Consider the following 19,737-nt stretch of genomic DNA (forward strand, 5'->3'; position numbering starts at 1 on the left):
ATTTTTTGATTATCTGTCTCTGACAGGGTCTCTGTTTTTCTGATTTTCTTATCTCAGCCTCTTATTTCCTGATAATGGAGGTTTCTGTGATCTCAATCTTCCCCTCTTTCAGCAGATGGCCCACAGCTCTCTTGAACGCATTTTTGCTCAGATTGAACTCCCGTTTTATCACTTCCGGTGAGGCCTTATCATTAAACGGAAGAACGCCGTCAAACTCATCTAACACCTTTAAAATCATGGCTGCATCCTCGTCCATCTGCAGATATGCCTTCTCACGGCAGCTCAGATCCAGCTTTCCATCCGGCCGAACCTTGGTGACACGGGCCTCCACCAGCTCCCCGATGCGGAAATTTCTGAATACCTCGCGGACCGGAATCATCCCGTAATACTGATCGTCCACAGCCACGAAAACACCGAATCTCTCATTGTTTTCATAGACATGGCCCTTGACCTTGTCTTCTTTTTTATACCCGTCTGCTGTCTTGAGATAGGGATATACCTTCATGGTGGCGGCCAGACGGCTGCTCTTGTCAATGTAGAGGGCGGCCAGACATTCTTCCCCCTCTCTCAGCTTCCCGGTCTGCTCCTTAAAGGGCAAAAGCAGATCCTTTTCAAGTCCCATATCCAGGAAAGCACCGATTTTTGTAATCTCCTTTACCTTCAGAAGCGCTACCTCTCCTGCCTCCAGTTTTGGCACCGCCGTTGTGGCTATCAGGCGGTCTTCTGAATCTTTATAGATAAATACCGTAAGCCTGTCACCGATTTTCGTTCCCTCCGGAACCTGCTTTCTGGGGAGCAGCACCGATGCCTCCGGGCGCTCTTTTTCCCCCAGGTATACGCCAAATTCCTTTTCTCTGAGTACCTCCAGCTCCTGTCTTTTTCCTAATTCAATCATGTGCTTCGTCCTCTCTTTTTGTATGATCTGAATAGCCTTCTTCAGGCCCGTCTTTTTACAGAATTTGTCCTGTCACCGGAATTTTCGCTCCAGGTTCTGAAAGTCTCATTTCAGCCTTCCTTTGAGCTTCATATTGACAAATGGACGGCCGCTCTGTTCTGTCAGTGAAACCATATATCCGTCCTCTGTTCTGCAGATTCTCGGGATCATCACATCTCCCAGAACTGCTGCCTTTCTGTATTCTGCCAGAAGCTCCTCTATTTCAAAATTTTCGGGCAGAAACTCTCTTGCTATCTCCACATACCGGGCATTATTTACATGAAAATTCGTGTCAAGATGATGTCTGGAAACCGTTACCGGCTCTTTTTCCCCGCAGTTTTCAGGCAGGCAGAGCCTTCCCTGTGTCTCCGGCATGGAAAGGGGACTGCCAAGCTCCCCATAGCCCCTGATCTCCTCCTGTGTCACCCTGGCCGGACATTCGTGCTCCAAATCATAGAACACCCATCTGGAATCAGCCCTGACTATACACTCTCCGGCTTCATCCTGAAGCAGAAAATTGCGGTATCCGTAAATTCCCCGGAATCCATAGGGATAGGTGGATATGCGGATCCTCTCTCCCAGAGCCGGATATCGGCTCACCACAATCTGCCAGGAATTCAGCCACCAGGCTCTCCTCACCTGTTCCAGATGGGAAAGACCCATATGGAGATCCTCCGACTGAAAGGTGGAACAGTCCTGAAAATAATTCATGATCCCGGTAACCGACAGCCTTCCCGATTCGTCTGTCTCACTGTAGCGGACTCTGCTCTCAAATGTGTACATACTCCTCACCTCTTTCGGGCAGATGTCTGTGCTTCGCACACTCCCGTGTGCTCTCTCGGGTTCCTCAAACTTCTCTTCGTTCCGTTTGAGCAGCGAATAGCTTCGCACACTCCCGTGTGCTCAGCTATTCTTCATTATAAATGATCCGCTCTTGCTTGTCCATGTGGTTCGAACGGGTGAGGGGGATTTTTCCATAAAATTTTTTTGAATTTTTTCTAAAAAAAGTATTGACGATATGGATGTTATGTCGTATAATAGCACTCGTTGTTGGGGTATCGCCAAATGGTAAGGCAACGGACTCTGACTCCGTCATTTCAAGGTTCGAATCCTTGTACCCCAGTTTTTATAACTGGAATGCCTGACAGGCTGCATGGTCTGTCAGGCATTTTTTGTTTGTATTCTGTATGGCAACTTTTACAGCTTCATATTCCCAGAAACCACTGCCACTTTTCCTCCACAACAAAAAATAGCCTGAAGTGTCCCACAGACTTACCGTCTGCCGGCACGTTCAGGCCATTTCTCCTCCATGACAGACAGATATTTCAGCAGGCAGCTGTCTGTGCCTAGTGAATAAACATGGCATCACCAAAGCTGAAGAACCTGTATCTCTCCTTTACAGCCTCCTCGTAGGCGGCCAGCACATGTTCCCTTCCCGCAAGGGCAGAAACCAGCATCACCAGAGTGGACTCCGGAAGGTGGAAATTCGTGATCAGACAGTCCAGAATCTTAAACTGGTATCCCGGGTAAATAAAAATATCAGTCCAGCCGCTTCCTGCCTTCAAAACTCCGTTTTCATCGCTGGCAGATTCTATGGTCCGGCAGCTTGTGGTTCCCACACAGATCACGCGCCCGCCTTCCCGCTTCGTGCTGTTGATCTTTTCTGCCTCTGATTTCTCCACCACGTAAAACTCTGAATGCATGTGGTGGTCAAGGACATTTTCCACCTTCACCGGACGGAAAGTTCCAAGCCCCACATGGAGGGTGACATGGGCGATTTTTACCCCTCTGTCCTCAATTTCCTGAAGCAGCTCCTTTGTGAAATGAAGGCCTGCCGTCGGCGCCGCCGCTGAGCCCTCATGCTTTGCATAGACGGTCTGATAGCGGTTTTTGTCCTTCAGCTGATGGGTAATATAGGGGGGAAGGGGCATCTGGCCGAGCTGATCGAGGATTTCCTCAAAAATTCCTTCATAGGAAAACTGGATCAGACGGTTTCCCTCTTCCACTACATCCACAACGGTCCCCTTCAATATGCCGTCGCCAAACCGGATCACCGTTCCCGGCTTTGCCTTTTTTCCAGGCTTTACAAGGGTTTCCCAGATATCGTTTTCCTTTCTCTTTAAAAGCAGAACCTCTATCTTGGCATCTGTTCCCTCCTTGCTTCCGATGAGCCTTGCCGGAATGACCTTTGTGTCATTGATTACAAGGCAGTCCCCGGGATTCAGGTACTCTAAAATGTCCCTGAATTTCCTGTGCTCCACCTCTCCCGTGCTGCGGTCGAGCACTAAAAGCCTGGAGGAAGCCCGGTCCTCCAGCGGATCCTGGGCGATCAGCTCCTGCGGTAAATCAAAATAAAAGTCCTTTACATCCATTTCTTATCCTCTTTTCTGTGAATCTCTGCCGGCTATTCCGGCGTTGTCTTTCTCCCCCGCCTGCCCTGTCCTGACAGGGCCTGTCTTTTCCGGCTTCTCATGACCGTATCGGTTCTTTGCCTGCCGGAGAGCCTTTGGCCTCTCCTTCTCTTCTCTCACTGTCCCTGTTCTGCCCCTGCTTCCTCTTCTGCCCCTGCTTCCTCCAGGGAGACTTCGGACTCCTCGATGTGGGACGGGCCGTTTTCCATAAACAGAATCCTGTTTTTCAAATCCTCGTCAGCGGCCATAGCTGCCTCCTTGGCATCATCAATCTGTTTTCCCAGCAGCACCACATCCTCATTGGCTGCCACTGCATCCAGATAGGCAGACAGCTCCGGCGTCGGCTCTCCGTCGAAAATGCGCCACTGGCCGTCGCTGCATTTTTCCACATACACGGCAATCAGAGACGGCGCAGGCGTCGCCACTCCGGAAAATCTTACATCGTAGGATACATAAGCCACATAGGCATCCTCCGTAAGTCCATCTGCTGTATAGCAGGAAATATTTTCATATCCCTCTATGTACGCCCTCTGCTTTTCAAAGGATTCTCTGAACTGCTCCTCCTGAGAGGTATCCTGGGAGGTAAACAGATTCAGGAAAGTATCCATATCACAGGAGGACACAGAGCGGAAATACTCCTCCATCAGCTGGTTGATTTCATGGTGCGCATCCTTCTCCAGAATGCTGCCGCCAAAATTATAATGATATTCCTTCGTATCCGGCTCAATCACCACATCCTGCTCCTCACCGATACTGTCCAGGTTATCTACTGTTTCCGGCTCTGATTTTGGCCCGTGCCCCCGCTCTCTTATAAGGCCTGCTGCAAGCAGCACCCCTGCAAGCACCAGGATTATGAGCGGAACTGTCAGAAATAAGCCGTACCTTCTGAGCTCCTGGTCTGACAGCGGCCCGCCGGAGCGTCTCTTCCTGCTTCTGCCCATTTCACCGCCTCCTGTCTTCATCTCGATTTATTCTAGCAAAATACTGTTTAAAAAGCAACCGCCGCACAGGCGTTTCCCATACGGCGGCAGCTGGTTTCCTTTTAGGAAAGAAGTATCAGCAGGGGGCTTCAAATGACTGTATCACGTTTGTCAGGCTTTCTTCCGGATGAAATAAGTCAATAAATTTCACCAGAACTGCCGCCCCGTCATCTGCCCGAAATTCAATCCGTCTGTCCGGCGGCACTTTTTCTGTTTCCGGGTAGAGCAGGGTCATGTGTTCTGCACCATATTTTTTCTGATAGGCAAACATCTGGTACATATCTGCCTGGGAGATGCCATAATTTGTCTTGCCTAAGTCCAGCACCTTCCACTTCGTATCCAGCACAAAGATCGCTCCGTCTGATTTTCGTTTTACCACTATATCCGGCCTCAGCAAAAATTTCTTTCCCGGCTCATCAAACAGGTAATGTGTTTTGTCCTGAACCAGCACGGCAAACCGGCTCCCGTCAAGTTTTTTCTTAAGCAAGGCTGCTGTATAGCTTTCAAACAGAACTTCCATCGGAAACAGCAATGCCGGCGCCTGCTCCGAACCGGCGAAGGAGGCAAAGCTCTTTCCCGTCAGAAAGATCCTGCACCACATCAGTGCTGTGCGGTAGCCTTTCATATTCCTGTCAGGAATATACCTGACAAGATCTCCCTTACAGTCGGTGGAGGCCTCTACCCCGGAAAATGCGGTCAGCAGAATTTTTATATCGCTTCTGTTTTTTTGTGAGGAAGTTTGTCTGTAAAGGCGAAGCAGAGTGGCTTTCAGCAGTTTGTTTTCCGGTCGGTTGGCGGTAAAATCACCATATTCCACATGGCTTCGCTCTCTGTGGGAATAGTTGTGCCTGATCTGCTCTGAAAACAGCAGCTTTCCTTTAAAAAAAGAGGTGTTTTCTTCTGTCAGCTCATAACTGCATCTGAGTCCTCGCTTAACGATGGAGAAAACCTCATCCACAAACATCCGGATAAACACTTCAAAAAGATTCATCTTCTCCACATTCACACTGGAAGTCTGCAGAGACTTATACGGCGCTTCGCGGAGGGTTTTCAGCATATTGATTAATACCTTCTTTGTTCTGGTATTCCATGCGTCATCCCGGATAGAGGAGTGAATCTTCGGAAGAATTTCAATAACCGCCCCATCTTTCAATGTGATGATTCCGACATAATTTTTCGCTGTGATAACCTTGCCAATCCCCTTCTTTGCGGAAATCCCCATTAGTTCCAGAGCATCCGTATCGCTGCTGCGGCTTGTCAGAATGAAATCTTCCAGCTGCCTGAAGATATATTCCGGCAGAGTCTCATAGCCGGCAGCCTCTTTTTCGGAAATAAACGAACCATACTCTTTAATTTGATAAACCGGCTTCACTGCCGCACCTCGCTTCTTTTTCCCTTAGATGGAACGGTAAGCCTCTATATTGCCGAATGCAGAATCGTTCACCTCATAACTGCACCCGTCATCCAGGCCAACCTCTGTATCACCGAACAGCTCCCCGTAGTCGTTGGGCTTAACCGTGATAAACTGTTCCTCTGCATCTGTCTTTCTGTTATCGCCGAGCACCAGCCTGATTTTCTCATAGTCCTCATAGAAATATTCCTGCAGAAGGGGAAGAATACTGTCTGCAAAAATGCCTGCCAGAACCTCTATCGTCGGGTTTTTCTTCAGGGGCATGAAGTAGGCATGACCGATGGTATGCTCCCTGTCATACAGAACCGCGATCCTCCTGTTCATGCGGTCAAGCATCTCCGCAACAGACAAATCTTCTACAAAAATATCGGACAGGACATCCGGATTAGGCAGCATCTCCCTGAAAAAGAAACGGCGGCGCAGCGCTGTGTCTATGGCTGCGATAGAACGGTCAGCCGTATTCATAGTGCCGATGAGATAGACATTTTCAGGCACGCCGAAGGCTTTCTGAGAATAGGGCAGCATCACCTTCATGCCTTCCGGCCTCCCCCATCTCTTTGCCGGTTCCACCAGGGTAATCAGTTCGCCGAAAATTTTCGAGATATTGCCGCGGTTGATCTCGTCAATGATGAAAACATAATTTTCACGGCTTTCTGCCATGGGAGCGGCCGGCGCCGGATGATATTTCTCAATAATCTGGTATACATCGTCAAGTGACACCTTCCCAAGCCGGTAGACAGACGCCCGTGTCATGGTAACGCCTCCATTGATGGAAAGGATATTTTCCCGGATGTCTTTCACAATCCATTTGACTTTCCGCAGCCGTTTCATGGTGCCGTACTCGTCGTGCCACTCATATTCACCTGTCACAACACCGACCGCATCGATGGTGGTGGAGCTGTAGCACGAAAATACGATGTCTCCGATCTTCATACGGTTCATAAACGCATTCAGAACTGCGCTTCCGCCATCGGCAAAGTCTGTTTCATCCGTAATATCCTTTCCATATCCGTCCCACCCGATACGGATATGGCCTTGTTCCAGGCACTCTGAGCGGACCGGGTTATCGCCGGTTCCCCACAGGGATACCTTCCAGATGCTGGGATACTCGTTAAAGCCAAAATCCTCCGTTCCTGAAGGGCCTGGACGCTGGGCCTTTTCACAGAACCTCTTAAACACGCCAGGCTCCACACCGTACTGGATCTCGCCGGATTCCCCCTCTGTACCGTCCGGGGAAGCAACCGCAGGCCTGATCCCTTCGATAAATTCCTCATACCCGTAGGACTGATGAAATGTTGTAAATTCAATCCGTCCCTGCTCCCTGTACCAACGGTAGCGTCCCAGAACAGCCGGGTAATTGTTCTTCGCCTCCTGTTCCACCTGGGCCAGTTCCTTGTTTTCAATAACTGCCACGGCATAAATCACTGTGTGATAAGTTTTTCCGGTTCCGGGAGGGCCGTAAAGAATGGTGTTCAGGCCAACGTCTGTTGCGGCTTCCTTTCCGGAATCAGGACAGGCGTCCGCTGCGGGAGTCTCCCTGTCTCCTCCCTTAAACTCCTCTTCCGACATATATACGCTTCCAAAGAATACAATGTCTGCCGTAAGCAGATGGTATGCCTCATCCTGATAGCAGTTGTCGTCTAAGCGGGAGCGGCTCATTTCCATAAGCTCCGGATCCTTTTGAATTTCCTCCAGGATCAGCCGGCACATCCGGGTATAGCTTTCCACCTTCCAGACCACCGATTTCTGCTTTGGTTTTTCTTCCGCATAGCCGATCCGATCACGGAAAGCTGCAAACACTCTGGATTTAAACAGATAGTATGCTGCCGGATATTCGCATGTGAGATATACCATAACGGCACGCAGATCCTGAAAATGCTGTAAGGTCCTGTTCTGATCCGTCTCCTGTTTCCTTCTCTGTTTTATGTAGTTCTCAAACCCCTCCCTGAACGCAGTATATCTTTGAGCCAGGGGAAGCTCCTCATTGTAGAGCATGCGAAACAGTTCCCTGACCGCTTCCGGCTCTGCCTGTGCGTATTCCACCAGCATCTTGTAGGGGTAGTACATACCGGAGGTCAGCAAATTCGCCATCTTTCGAAACGCCAGTTCAACCATTTCTGCAAAATCGGGGGCATCTATATTCCAATGAGATTTGTACCAGCCGATTCCCTCCCATTTGTAGCGTTCCTTACTGTCTGTCTCTGCAAACTCAGTTTTATATTTTTCGATAACCATACGGATTTTTTCGTTCACTGAATCCGGGGCAGCCGGCTGCGTGGAGCCGGCTGCCGGGATAATTCCAGCCTTAAACGCTATATACCGTCTCAGGTGGGACGCCATGTCACTGCGGCTTTTCAGTTCCTGGCGGCTTAAATCAGTGCGTTTCTTATCCTCCTCGATTTGCTCCAGCAGAGCACGGCAGCAGTCCCTCTGATACTGCTCATCAATATCTGCTGCGTATAAATTTTCTATTCTGTTAAGGCCGCTGGCATAGCTATTCCTGCTTTTCTCTCCCACGAAAGCCATATATCCATCCCGATCAAACATTCTCATTCCTCCCAGGTCACTCTCCGCAGAAACCAGTTTCTGCTGGTTTCATTATAGCACCTTCTGCAGGAATTCTGCCACACTGCCATTTCAGGGTATTGCCGGAAGGGGAAATCTTTCATGACTGGTACAGGCCAGGCAGCGTGAACAGGCGCTGCTTCGCAGGCAAAACAGGAAAAGGCACAGGATAGGGAGAGTTCTCCCTGCCTGTGCCTTTTCCTGTTTTTTGCCTGTCCGCCCTGTCTCCTATTCTGTTTTCGTTTTCATCCCCTGATCATTTTCTCCATTCCCGGCCCGTTCCTGGATCTAAAACTCCCTCTCCATCACCTGTACAAGGGCTGGAATGGACGGAGCTGCCCCCAGGCCGGACACTGTAATCGCCGCAGCCCTGGAAGCCAGATCCATGGACTCCTTCACAGAAAGCCCCCGCATCAGACCGGACACAAAATATCCTGTAAACGTATCTCCTGCCGCTGTGGTATCCACTGTCCTGGTTTTGTAGATGGGCTGTTTCACCGTCTCCTGCCCGTCCATGCAGACCGACCCCATCTCTCCCAGCGTCAGAACGATCATCGCCTGTGGGAACCGCTCAGAGAGTTTTCTTAAAAGCTCCTCCCCTCTGGATGCGGCATCCCTTCTCTCCTCTCCGGAAAGCCCGAGAAGCTGGCAGGCCTCAATCTCATTCAGAATAAACAGATCTACGAAGGAGAGGGGGAGAGCGAGAATTTTTTCATCCATGGGCGAAGGGTTCAGCACAATTTTCATACCCTTCTCATGGGCCTTTTCCATAATGTAGGCCATCTCATTGATCTCATTTTGCAGCACAATGTAATCCCCTGCCTCAAAAAAGCCAATGGTCTCATCTACCTGTGTCCGCTCAATGTTCTGGTTCGCCCCGCCGTAGAGGATAATGCAGTTATCTCCTGCCTTATCTCTCTGTATAATGGCATTTCCCGTGCGGACGGATTCAAGCCTTCTGACAAATTCCGTCCTGACTCCAGCCTCGCAGAGAAGCTCTATGAGGAATTCTCCGTCCTGTCCGATTGCTCCCGCGTGGTACACCTCGGCCCCCGCTCTCCCCAGAGCCACGGACTGGTTCAATCCCTTTCCTCCGCTGAATATATCGAGCCGCTCTGAGGAGATCGTCTCTCCCTTCTGCACGAAGTGATCCAGGCTGTACACATAATCAATATTCAGCGATCCAAAATTCAGTACCTTCATCTGTTTAACCACCTTGTCATTTATTGTCCGGGACAGTCCGCCTCTTTTATGGGAGCATTCCGCCGTCTGCGTCTTCCTACTCCTCCCGCATCAGCCATCTGGCCAGATTCTGGAACAGTATGTCGTATCCCTTCCACTCACAGAATTCCGGCGGAGCCCAGTGAGGCGCACAGTCTGTTGTAAAGGCTGCAGACCGTCCCTTTCCGTATTCGCCAAGGGCGATAAACGGATCACCGCAGACAGAAGCCACCTCTACTGCCTCCGGCTTCAAAATCGTCTTATTGTATCCTAAAACTCTCGGCCACTCCCTGTCAAGCCCTTTTAATACCGGGTGATCCTGTACCGTCACAGGTCTTACGCCCTCGCAGTGCTCCATGCGGTCGTCTGTGGGAAGCACCTGAACCGGAAGTACCTCCTGTACCGCCGTATCCTGCCATTTTCCCTTGCCGTCCACACCGGAAAACGTCATATAGCCTCCCACCATCAGAAGGGCTCCTCCTTCCAGCACATAGTCCCGGAGCAGATTGCACCGGTTAGGCCTCATCTCGCTTCTCGTAAAGGTAGCTGTGGGAAGCAGCAGGGTGTTTGCTCCAATGTCTGAGAGAATGATCAGATCGTATTCCTTCAGCTCCTCCATGGTAAACGGGAACTCCTCCATAGCCAGATGATTCGGAAGGAATACAAACTCATAGCCGCCCTTCTCCATAGCCGCCTTCAGATACTTTTCACCTGTCTCATAGACAGATGTGTAAAAGGTGTCAAATCCCTTCACATGTGTGGTATAGCTCATCCATGATTCCCCTGCAAGCAAAATCTTCTTTCCCATTGTCTTTCCTCCTGGTTTTGTTGTTTTGAATTATTCCTTTTATCTATTTCCTTTTTTCTGTCTGTCTTTCGCCTGTTTATCTTTCGTCTGTTTATCTTTCACCTGCATATCTTTCGTCTGTTTATCTTTCGCCTGTTTCCTTCTGTCTTATTTCTCCGCTGTCCCTGGAGGTTTTATTCTGTCCTCAGCGCCGTTCTTCCTTTTTCAGAGAGCCTAAAAGCTCCAGCTTCACCTTCCTCATCTGTCCTCTGTACAGCACAAGCCCAAGCAGGGCAGCTAAAATCTCAGCTGCCGGGAAAGCGATCCACACGCCAGTCACGCCCATGGTTTCGGCAAGGAGAAAGGCGAGAGGCGGGATCACAACCAGCTGTCTGACCAGGGACACTGCCAGAGAGTGAAGACCTCTCCCAATCGCCTCAAAGCATCCTGAAAACACGGTGCCTGCCGCCGAGAATATAAAGCCAAGGCTGATGATTCTCAGACAGGACATTCCCATCTCCATCATCTCCCCTTCAGCTCCAAACATCATCATGATGTAGTCCGGCACTGCCAGAAAGAGCAGAGTTCCAGCTGCCAGAATCGCTCCGCAGGAGATCATGCTGCACCTGACGGTCTCCCGCATCCGGTCCAGATGCCCCGCCCCGTAATTGTAGCTGATAATAGGGCGCATTCCCTGGATAATTCCGTTTTCCGGCATATAGACAAAGCTCTGAAGCTTAAAGTAAAGGCCGAACACTGCCACAGCCACAGAAGAAAGCCCTACCAGAAGGGAATTCAGAATGCCTACCAGCAGGGACGGCAGCGAGAGCATGATGCAGGAAGGAATCCCGATGGAGTAGATCCGAAAGAATATCCTTCTGTCAAAATGAAAGGCCCGAAAGCTCACTCTGATGTTTTTTTCCTTCAGGTTAAACAGAGTCACCGCCAGAATACAGGCCAGTATCTGGCCTGCCACGGTGGCTGCTGCCGCTCCGGTCACCCCCATGGCGGGAAATCCGAACAGCCCGAAAATCATAATCGGGTCCAGAATGATATTAATCAGCGCGCCCACTCCCTGCAGGATCATAGGCATTACCATGTTTCCGGTGGCCTGGAACATTTTCTCAATGTAGATATGGAAAAGGCTTCCAAAGGAAAAGCATACCACAATATAGGTGTAACTGCAGCCCATGGAGAAAATTTCCGGATCATCTGTAAATAGCCTAAGGAAGGGCTCCGTCAGAAATACTCCAACAAGGATGAAAAGAATGCAGTGGAGGGCCGTCCCGAGGGCTCCGTGGGCCGCCGTCTGGTTGGTCTCCTCCTGCCTCTTGGCCCCCAGGCTCCTGGCGATGCAGGCATTGATCCCCACACCGTATCCCACCGCCACGGCTATGATCAGGTTCTGAAGGGGATAGGCCAGGGACACCGCCGTCAGGGCCTTGTCACTGATTCTCGCCACAAAAATGCTGTCCACAATATTGTAGAGGGACTGGATCAGCATGGAAATCATAGGCGGGACAGACATGGACATTAAAAGCGGGAACACCGGCCGGCTGCCCATGGTATTTTCTCTTTCTTCCATTAATCAGTCAGCTCCTTTCTGTCAAAAAAAGAGGCTATGACTCCCTGTTTAAAAATCAGAAACAGGAAAATCTATAGCCTCCGGCAGTCATATTCTTTTAAAAGTTAATCCAGCAGATTTTACCAGATTTATGCCTCTTTGTCAAATCCTTTCAGGCGAATATAAGTCTTCACCAGCTCTGCGGTCTGGTCCAGATCAAAATTTGTGGTGTTGATCGTAAGATCATAGTTTTTCATATTATGCCAGTCACTTCCTGTAAAATACCTGTAGTATTCCCTCCTGGACTTCTCAATCTTCTTAATGCGGCGTTTTGCCCGATCCTCGTCAATGGCATCTACCTCCATGACCCTCTGCACTCTTCTCACCTTGTCAGCGCAGACAAAGATCCGGATCAGCCGCTCCAGATCCTCCTCCTGGTCCAGCACATACCCGGCAGCCCGGCCCACTATGATGCAGGATTCTTCCCTGGCCAGCTCCCTTATCACAGAGGACTGAAACCGAAACAGATTTTCAGGCGCGGTCACATTTCCGCTCAGCACCGGATCCTCCGTAAAGTCAAGCTTTCTCCCCACAATTCTGTGAAGCAGGTTGTTTCCCGCCTTCTCGTCCGCCAGGCGGAAGTACTCCTCACCGATGGCACTCTTTTCAGAGGTGAGCTTTAAAATTTCATCATCATAGAAATGGATTCCCAGCTCCTCTGCCAGTCTGCGGCCTACAATACGGCCTCCGCTTCCATACTCCCGCTCAATCGTAATTACAAGATTTTTATTTCCCATAATAAGCCTCCCTTCCTCTCTCGCCCTTCTCAAGAGGCGTCTTTCAAATCTTTTATTTCCAGTCAGAAATCACGAAACCGTTTCCCCCAAAGCAGGCCTGCGCTTCCAGGACCTCAGGCGGCGCTTTTCCTCTGCTCCTACGCGGTTAGATTCCAGAATTTTCTGTATCGCCTTATTGTAGGTATCGTCCTCAAGGGTATTTCCCTCTTTCAGATACTGCTCTGTCAGAGCAGGAAATTTCACATAGCAGACGGAAACTGCCCAGGCTACAGCCATTCTGGCATAGTAGCCTGGCTGCTTCACCTGATCGAGAAGCCTGAGCGTCTCCCCGATATACCTGTCGTCCACGAAATAGCTCAGAAGCATCACCGCGCCGAAACGCGCCTCGAACTCTCTCTCTGAGGTAAGATAGGGCCGGAGGAAGTTCAAAACCTCCTCCCTGTGCTTTTGGGTAAATTTCAACGCTCCGCAGAATACATCGCAGACTGCCCAGTTGTCGATTTTCCTAACGAAACTGCCAATCCTGGAAAGCTTTGTCTCCAGATCCTCCCTGAGGCCTCCGATCACAAGCCCCTGAAGCTGAAGCTCCTCGTAGGTATCGTCTGTCAGGCGTTCCAGGCAGGACAGCCCCTCCTCCCTGACAAGGCGCTTTGCAAGCTTTCTCAGCTCCGGCACTCTGACGCCCAGGATATGCTCCGTCCCGGGCAGGAGCCGGCTGTGAAATTTTCTGTATTCCTCATCGGAGAGGGCCGAAAGCTCTGCTTTTATATCCATTGTCCTGCCTCCATCCTTTCAGCGCCCGTTCTCCCCTGTGTCCGGATTTGAGTTCAGCGCTTTCTTTCACTTATCTCACTCTATTTCATCAGCTCATTGACACACACGGCCCCGTATGGGCGGATGCTCATGCGGTAGGCATTTCCCTTTCCGAGAGCTGCCTCGATATATGCCACATACTCGTCCACCAGGTCATTGGGCAGCATAGCCATAATAACGCCCGCGAAGCCGCCTCCGTGAACACGGCAGGCGCCGCGCTTTTTCTCAGCGATAAACATCTCTGTGAGAGCCAGGGCAATACAGATTCCCTGCTCCTGCAGGTCTGCAGTCGTGTAGCAGTTCTGCAGCCACTTCCAGGAGGAATTGCCGGACTCTGTGATCTTTGTCAGGAAGGTGGCAAAATCACCGTTTCTCAGAGCCTCTACCTGCGCCTCCACTCTCTTGTTTTCCTCGAAGAAGTGGAAGGCTCTCATCACAGAGCGATCCCCTGCAAACTCCCTGACCTTCGCCAGGTTTTCAATCACATCCTTCTCCTCAATGTCGGCGCAGACTTCCTTTCCAAAGAATTCCGCCACCTTCTTCATCTCGTTGGGCACGGAGGAATAGTCGGCGCTCAGATCTGCATGTCCCTTTCCTGTATTTACAATAATCAGGCTGTGATCCTGGGCACCGAAATCGAAATCGATCTTCTCAACGACCGGAGCTTCCGGGTTCTTAAAATCAATCGTGATCAGGCCGCCTACCGCGCAGGCCATCTGGTCCAGAAGGCCGGATGCCTTGTTCCAGAACTTGTTCTCGGAGTATTTTCCAATGTGCGCATAGTCCACCACATTCATTTTTCCATCGTTGAAAAATGTATTGATCATGGCGCAGATTAACATTTCATAGGAGGCGGAAGAGCTGACGCCGGCTGAGCTGATAACATTGCTGGTGATAAACGCGTCAAAGCCGCCGATCTCAAACCCTCTCTCCTTAAAGCCCTGGAGAATTCCCTTTGTCAGATCAATCGTCCCGGCCATGTCCTTGCTGGGCTTTAAATCCTTTAAATTAATAATGAACTTCTGGTGGAAGGTTTCACTTAAAATCCTTACCGTGTCAGTGCCGTTCTTCGCAGCCGCTCCCACGCAGTCCAGGTTGATGCTTCCTGCCAGAACCTTTCCGTGGTTGTGATCTGTGTGGTTTCCGCTGATCTCTGTGCGTCCCGGTGAGCTGAATAAGAGAATGTCCTTATCTCCGTACTCTCTTAAAAAGCCCTCTGTCACATGGCGGTAGCGCTCTGTATTCTCGGAAGCCTGGGCCGCGCCGTAAAGCGTTTCCATCAGTTTGCCAGCTTCTGCTGTATCAAGTTTCTGCAGTGTCTCATTCACAGTCATAACTATCTCCTCCGCCTGGATGTAATCGTTTTTCTCTGAATACATCGCAAATTTTTTGTTTGTTTTTTTGCTTTCAGTATACCATTTTAGACGCTGAACCTCAATACGATATCTTCCAAAAATACGTGCAAAAATCAATACTGCAAAGCCGCCCGAAGCCCCCGGCAAAGCTGCAGCCGCCACGGATTTTTTGAAGCACAGCCGCCTGCTCTGCCGTGACAGGCAGGCGGTTTGATGATATACTACTGGAATATGAAACCGGAAAGGACGTCGCAGCATGAACGAAACAAGACGCAGATGGGGAGAAAAGCCCTACTATTCTCTTGATTTTTACCTAAAGGAAACCTTTGGACACAAGGTCTACAAGCTGGCCCTGGACGGAGGAATGACCTGTCCTAACCGGGACGGAACCCTCGGAACGGGAGGCTGCATTTTCTGCAGCGAGGGCGGTTCGGGAGATTTTGCACAGAAGGCCGGCCCGGGTCTCAGGCAGGACGGCCCGGAGCTGACGCAGGCCGTCTTCTCACAGATCGAGCAGGCAAAGGAGCGGGTTTCGGCAAAAATAAAGGACGGGAAATATATCGCCTATTTCCAGTCCTATACAAATACCTATGCTCCCGTCTCCTATCTGGAGCGGCTGTTCTCTGCCGCCCTGTCCCATCCGGATGTGGAGGCCCTCTCCATAGGGACACGGCCGGATTGTCTCTCCGGGGAGACAGTCGCCCTTCTCTCACGGCTGAATCAAATCAAGCCGGTGTGGGTGGAGCTGGGGCTGCAGACCATCCACGAAAAAACTGCCCGCCTCATCCGCCGGGGCTATGAGCTTCCCTGTTTTTTGGACGCCTTTGAGAGGCTCAAGACAGCCGGGCTCTCCGTCATCGTCCATGTGATACTGGGACTTCCCGGAGAGAGCCGAAGCGATATGCTGGAAACAGTCCGCTTTCTCGGAAGCCTCCGCGCCGGAGGGCTGCAGACTCCGTCGCTTCCTGCAGGCTCTGCCCTGAGCGCTGAAGCGCCGGGAACCGATCACATCGACGGCATCAAGCTGCAGCTCCTCCACATACTGAAGGGCACGGAGCTGGCCCGTCTCTATGAGAGGGAGTCCTTTCCTGTCATGGAGCCGGAGGAATACGTTTCCCTGATCGCAGACTGCATCCGTCTTCTGCCCCAGGATATCGTCATTCACCGGATCAGCGGCGACGGGCCCAAACGCCTCCTCATTGCCCCTGAGTGGAGCGCAAACAAGCGTTTTGTCTTAAACTCCATCGCCAGGGCTCTGCGGGAGACCGGCGCCTATCAGGGCGAGTGGGTCTGAATGACCGTGCCGTCTTTGTCCACAGCTATATCAAAGGAAATCTCTTCCATATATTGATAAAAGGCCTGCCTCTCCCCCTCATCTGTCAGAGTTCTCGTATACCCGGCAGAGGAGGTTCCCGGAAGCATGGACAGGGACGGTTCTCCCTCCGGAGGCACTGTGACGGAAAGCAGCATGGTCTTTGGAATACTGCTTCCAAATATAAAATTTCCCAGGCTGTATACAATGGGTTTTCCCTTATAGTATTCAATTCCCTGCAGCACATGGGGATGGCTTCCAATTACCAGATCCGCTCCCGCATCAATATACTGCTGCCCCAGCGTTCTCTGATAGCTCTCCGGCTTTGTACTTTTCTCAATTCCCCAGTGTACATATACGGTCAGAAAATCGCAGATCTCCTTCGCCTTTTTTATCTCCTCCAGCAGCACGGTGGAGTCATAGGCCGTCAGCATGCCTGCATGTTCCTCCCCTGCCGCCCAATATCCTTTGGGAAATACGCGGGAGGCTGCCAGAAAGCCGAATTTCTTTCCTCCCGCCTCAATCACCTCCAGCTTTTTCGCCGCATCCAGGTCCTCTCCCGCACCTACATGAAAGATTCCGGCGCTGTCCAGCACGCGGCAGGTATCGAGAAGCGCCTCCTCCCCGTAATCCAGAGCATGGTTGTTGGCCAGCGCCACAATATCAGGGCCTATGGCCTGCAGGACAGATACCTTATCCTCCGGAAGCCGGAAGGTAAACTGCTTGTCCGTCTCGGGAGTGCCCCTGTTGCTGAAGGGAAACTCCTGATTGGCCATAAAAATATCGGCCTGCCCAATTTCCTGCCTGAAGCCGTCATCCAGGATCCCTTCGAGTCCGCCTCCTCTCTGCCAGGCGTTCAGCACGTGATCTGACAGATAAATATCTCCGCCGAAGAGGAGCTTCACCGAACGGCTGCCTGATGCCTCACCGTCCATGGCCTGCTCCTCCGGATTCCGGCCTCCCGGACCGGCCGTATCCGCTCCTTCCTCTGTATTAATCTGCAGGATTGGACGGGATATGTCCTCCTTCTCTGCCTCCAGTTCTTCCTCCGCTTCTGTCCCTGCCTCCTGTTCCCGGTATACAGGGTTTCCCGTTCTTTCCTTTAAAATCTGCTTGACTCCAAGCAGCAGCAAAAGCGCTGTCAGGAACAAGCCTGCCAAAATCAGGAGCCAGGCATGTGATCGTCTCCTCATCTTTGTCTGTTTCCTTTCCATTTACAATGTCAGGACGATGCCTCCGTCCCCTGCATAGACAGTAGAAACTCCGGCTGTGTCCGTGATGACTACTTCTTTAAACTGTGACCTGCCGCAGAGAAGGTCTCTCACATACTCTGCCCTCTCCCTGTTGTTGCAGTGGGCGATCACCAGACGCCTGTCCTCTGTCCTGCCTGCCTGCTTCAGAGCCAGATCCGCCATGCGGCCCAGAGCGCGGTTTATCCCCCTCGCCTGTTCCAGCTTGACGATCACTCCTCTGTCGCCGGCCATGATGGGCTTTATGTTCAGAGCGGTGGCAAAAAAGGCCTGAAGCCCTGAAAGTCTGCCGTTTTTTCTCAAAATGTCGAGGGATTCCAGGACAAAGTAAGTTCCCATCCGATCCCTGTACCCGACTGTCTGTTCCACCACAGAGTCAAAATCCAGTCCCGACTCACACAGTTCTCGTATCTGCAGGGCTATGCTCAGCTCTCCGGCGGAGGCAGACAGGGAATCAATCACGGCAATCCGTTTTCCCCCACTCTCTCCATCTGCCCCATGCTCCTCCTCGTAAAGCTGTTTTGCCAGACAGGCGGAATTATAACTGCCGCTCAGATGGTGGGAGAGAGTGACTACAAAAATCCATTCCGCCTCCCCCTCAAACTGCTCCCTGAAATCCTCCGGAGACGGGCAGGCAGTCTTCGGGCACTCCTTTGCCTGCCTTACCAGCTCCAGAAAGTTTTTCTGGTCAAAGGTTTCATCATCGCGAATCTGACGGCTGTCTACCTGCAGTGTAAGGGGAACCGTGTGAAAATGCGGATCTCTCTTAAGCTCTTCCGTCAGGTCCATGCAGCTGTCCCCAATAATTTTGTATGTCATAGGCTTCCTCCTGAAACTGTATTCTCTATATAATGTGGTATTCATTACTATTTATTATAGTAATCACATTACATAAAGTCAAGAATGGACGGTGCAGAAAACAGTTCCGTCTGCCCGGGCTTCTGCGGCACTGGCTGCCCGTTACAGAATGTACTGAAGCGTTTCCCATATGCAGTACAGATACATGAGGATCATTCCGGGATTCAGGTAAACTGCCCGATAAAGGGCGCCTCCCCCAATCCCGTCCGGAACACTCCCCTTCCTGTATACTGCCTTATTCCATTTCAGGATCAAAATAACCACAGCCGCAATCATAAATACGAAGACGGAAAGACCAAACAGCGTCAGTAGGCCGTATCCTGCGTACACGGAAAGGGAGCTTCCTTCTCCTGTCCATTTCGTGAGCAGAGAGGCCAGAACTGAATAACTGTTCACAATCATATGAATCAGAATGCAGTGCACAATTCTTCCTGTCTTTACAGCTGCATACCCCAGAACCAGTCCGATTATGGTGGCGAAGATCGTCTGACTTATATTTCCATGCATCAGGCCAAACAGCAGCGCAGTGAACACGATGGCTCTCTGCTCTCCCAGAAAGCGGACCCTGTTTAAAAGCATCTTCCTGAAAATCCATTCTTCAACGAGGGGCGCCATTACCGTAATCATGAGAATATTGGGCCAGCTCAGCATATTCAACATCTGGTTCACCGGGTTCATTTCAAATAGCGACTTTCCTGTAGCGGCAGAAATCAGCATATTAATCAGATTTCCCGCAAAGCTCCCGATATAGCCAAGTCCCATGGCAAGCACCAGAAGCATCAGAAATTTCCCGGCTCTCATTTTCATTTTCAGAGACTTTTCTTCTGGAAAAGGCTTCAGAAACCGTGCTGCCAGCGGAAGGGATACCAGATACCCGCAGAGGGACGATAACGCAATGACCGCCCCTCGGTCAGTCAGAAAATGTACCGCCTCCTGTCCTGCACTGCTTCCGGAAGCGGCCATCAAGGCCACAAGCTGCTTCCAGGCAAAAGAGGATATGTAGGAGAAAGCTATGATTATAATGAGGGCGAAGCCAAGACGTGAGCACTGCTTTCTCACAGAGCCAAGATATCTGCCCGGTGTGCCCATCCCGCCGTTCTCCCGGCTTTCCCTCTGTACTCTCTCCTGCTCCTCGTTCATTCCTGTGTATTCCATAAGCATGATTTCCTTTCTTCGGTATATCCATTTCAGAGACTGACAAAATGGTTTCCAATATTTTACCATAAAATCTGCTTTCTGTGTGGCGGTTTAAGGGTTTTTAATATTTTGTAATATATCTGCCGGACAGTATTCCTCCACCTTCTATAAGCGTACCTTCTGTTTTCGCGGCAGTTTTTATAAAGTTCAGCAGGCAGGAGCCTTTAGGCGGCCTTCATAAATCTGTAAGAAGCCATCCTCAGCCGCAGCCCCCTTTTCTGCAGGCGGCCGCAGTGTTCTTTTTCCGTGATTCCGGAGATTCCGGAAATAAAGACAGAGGCT

At 50.8% G+C, this 19,737-nt stretch carries 17 protein-coding genes and 1 tRNA gene; 2 read left to right on the forward strand and 16 right to left on the reverse strand.

Going from position 1 to position 19,737, the window contains the following annotated elements; genetic code table 11:
* Nucleotides 1-61: 61 nt before the first annotated feature.
* Nucleotides 62-895: a S1 RNA-binding domain-containing protein gene (locus LK436_RS15420; protein WP_008395450.1), complete on the reverse strand. Its 834-nt coding sequence runs from the start codon at nucleotides 893-895 to the stop codon at nucleotides 62-64.
* Between the two features lie 105 nt (nucleotides 896-1,000).
* Complete coding sequence (locus LK436_RS15425) at nucleotides 1,001-1,717, reverse strand: acyl-[acyl-carrier-protein] thioesterase (RefSeq protein ID WP_044930391.1); 717 nt, start codon at nucleotides 1,715-1,717, stop codon at nucleotides 1,001-1,003.
* 268 nt (nucleotides 1,718-1,985) lie between these two features.
* On the opposite strand from LK436_RS15425, the gene LK436_RS15430 reads away from it, so the two are divergent.
* A tRNA-Gln gene (locus LK436_RS15430) sits at nucleotides 1,986-2,057 on the forward strand.
* A 223-nt stretch (nucleotides 2,058-2,280) separates the two neighbouring features.
* Here LK436_RS15430 and queA read toward each other — a convergent pair.
* From queA to LK436_RS15485, 11 genes are all read right to left on the reverse strand, one after another.
* Nucleotides 2,281-3,306: a tRNA preQ1(34) S-adenosylmethionine ribosyltransferase-isomerase QueA gene (gene queA, locus LK436_RS15435; protein WP_008395453.1), complete on the reverse strand. Its 1,026-nt coding sequence runs from the start codon at nucleotides 3,304-3,306 to the stop codon at nucleotides 2,281-2,283.
* Between the two features lie 3 nt (nucleotides 3,307-3,309).
* On the reverse strand, nucleotides 3,310-3,465 hold the full coding sequence (locus tag LK436_RS15440) for a hypothetical protein (RefSeq protein ID WP_008395455.1): 156 nt from the start codon (nucleotides 3,463-3,465) through the stop codon (nucleotides 3,310-3,312).
* Nucleotides 3,462-4,286: a hypothetical protein gene (locus LK436_RS15445; RefSeq protein WP_147594711.1), complete on the reverse strand. Its 825-nt coding sequence runs from the start codon at nucleotides 4,284-4,286 to the stop codon at nucleotides 3,462-3,464. The genes LK436_RS15440 and LK436_RS15445 overlap by 4 nt, the downstream gene beginning before the upstream one ends.
* A gap of 115 nt (nucleotides 4,287-4,401) precedes the next feature.
* Entirely contained in the window at nucleotides 4,402-5,697 is a 1,296-nt protein-coding gene (locus LK436_RS15450; RefSeq protein ID WP_008395458.1) for an McrC family protein, read from the reverse strand.
* 24 nt (nucleotides 5,698-5,721) lie between these two features.
* Complete coding sequence (locus LK436_RS15455; RefSeq protein WP_147594712.1) at nucleotides 5,722-8,283, reverse strand: AAA family ATPase; 2,562 nt, start codon at nucleotides 8,281-8,283, stop codon at nucleotides 5,722-5,724.
* Nucleotides 8,284-8,589: 306 nt separating this feature from the next.
* Nucleotides 8,590-9,504: a ribokinase gene (locus LK436_RS15460; protein WP_008395463.1), complete on the reverse strand. Its 915-nt coding sequence runs from the start codon at nucleotides 9,502-9,504 to the stop codon at nucleotides 8,590-8,592.
* 76 nt (nucleotides 9,505-9,580) lie between these two features.
* Nucleotides 9,581-10,330, reverse strand: coding sequence for a glutamine amidotransferase (locus tag LK436_RS15465; protein WP_008395465.1), 750 nt, complete (start codon nucleotides 10,328-10,330; stop codon nucleotides 9,581-9,583).
* Between the two features lie 184 nt (nucleotides 10,331-10,514).
* On the reverse strand, nucleotides 10,515-11,894 hold the full coding sequence (locus LK436_RS15470) for an MATE family efflux transporter (RefSeq protein WP_008395466.1): 1,380 nt from the start codon (nucleotides 11,892-11,894) through the stop codon (nucleotides 10,515-10,517).
* A gap of 128 nt (nucleotides 11,895-12,022) precedes the next feature.
* Nucleotides 12,023-12,670: an AAA family ATPase gene (locus LK436_RS15475; RefSeq protein ID WP_008395468.1), complete on the reverse strand. Its 648-nt coding sequence runs from the start codon at nucleotides 12,668-12,670 to the stop codon at nucleotides 12,023-12,025.
* Between the two features lie 69 nt (nucleotides 12,671-12,739).
* On the reverse strand, nucleotides 12,740-13,444 hold the full coding sequence (locus LK436_RS15480; RefSeq protein WP_008395469.1) for a DNA alkylation repair protein: 705 nt from the start codon (nucleotides 13,442-13,444) through the stop codon (nucleotides 12,740-12,742).
* An 80-nt stretch (nucleotides 13,445-13,524) separates the two neighbouring features.
* Entirely contained in the window at nucleotides 13,525-14,817 is a 1,293-nt protein-coding gene (locus tag LK436_RS15485) for a galactokinase (RefSeq protein WP_021965922.1), read from the reverse strand.
* 277 nt (nucleotides 14,818-15,094) lie between these two features.
* Between LK436_RS15485 and LK436_RS15490 the strand changes: the two genes are divergently transcribed.
* Entirely contained in the window at nucleotides 15,095-16,132 is a 1,038-nt protein-coding gene (locus LK436_RS15490; RefSeq protein WP_008395472.1) for a TIGR01212 family radical SAM protein, read from the forward strand.
* On the opposite strand, the gene LK436_RS15495 is transcribed toward LK436_RS15490, so the two are convergent.
* The 3 genes from LK436_RS15495 to LK436_RS15505 form a co-directional block, all read right to left on the reverse strand.
* Nucleotides 16,114-17,343, reverse strand: coding sequence for a CapA family protein (locus LK436_RS15495; RefSeq protein ID WP_227910097.1), 1,230 nt, complete (start codon nucleotides 17,341-17,343; stop codon nucleotides 16,114-16,116). The genes LK436_RS15490 and LK436_RS15495 overlap by 19 nt on opposite strands.
* 21 nt (nucleotides 17,344-17,364) lie before the next feature.
* The gene (locus LK436_RS15500; protein ID WP_008395475.1) at nucleotides 17,365-18,219 is read right to left on the reverse strand and encodes a DegV family protein; all 855 of its coding nucleotides are present in this window, start codon (nucleotides 18,217-18,219) and stop codon (nucleotides 17,365-17,367) included.
* A 141-nt stretch (nucleotides 18,220-18,360) separates the two neighbouring features.
* The gene (locus LK436_RS15505) at nucleotides 18,361-19,413 is read right to left on the reverse strand and encodes a CPBP family intramembrane glutamic endopeptidase (RefSeq protein ID WP_021965919.1); all 1,053 of its coding nucleotides are present in this window, start codon (nucleotides 19,411-19,413) and stop codon (nucleotides 18,361-18,363) included.
* Between the last annotated feature and the right edge of the window lie 324 nt (nucleotides 19,414-19,737).

The organism is Clostridium sp. M62/1, from assembly GCF_020736365.1.
Taxonomy (GTDB): Bacteria; Bacillota; Clostridia; order Lachnospirales; family Lachnospiraceae; genus Otoolea; species Otoolea saccharolyticum_A.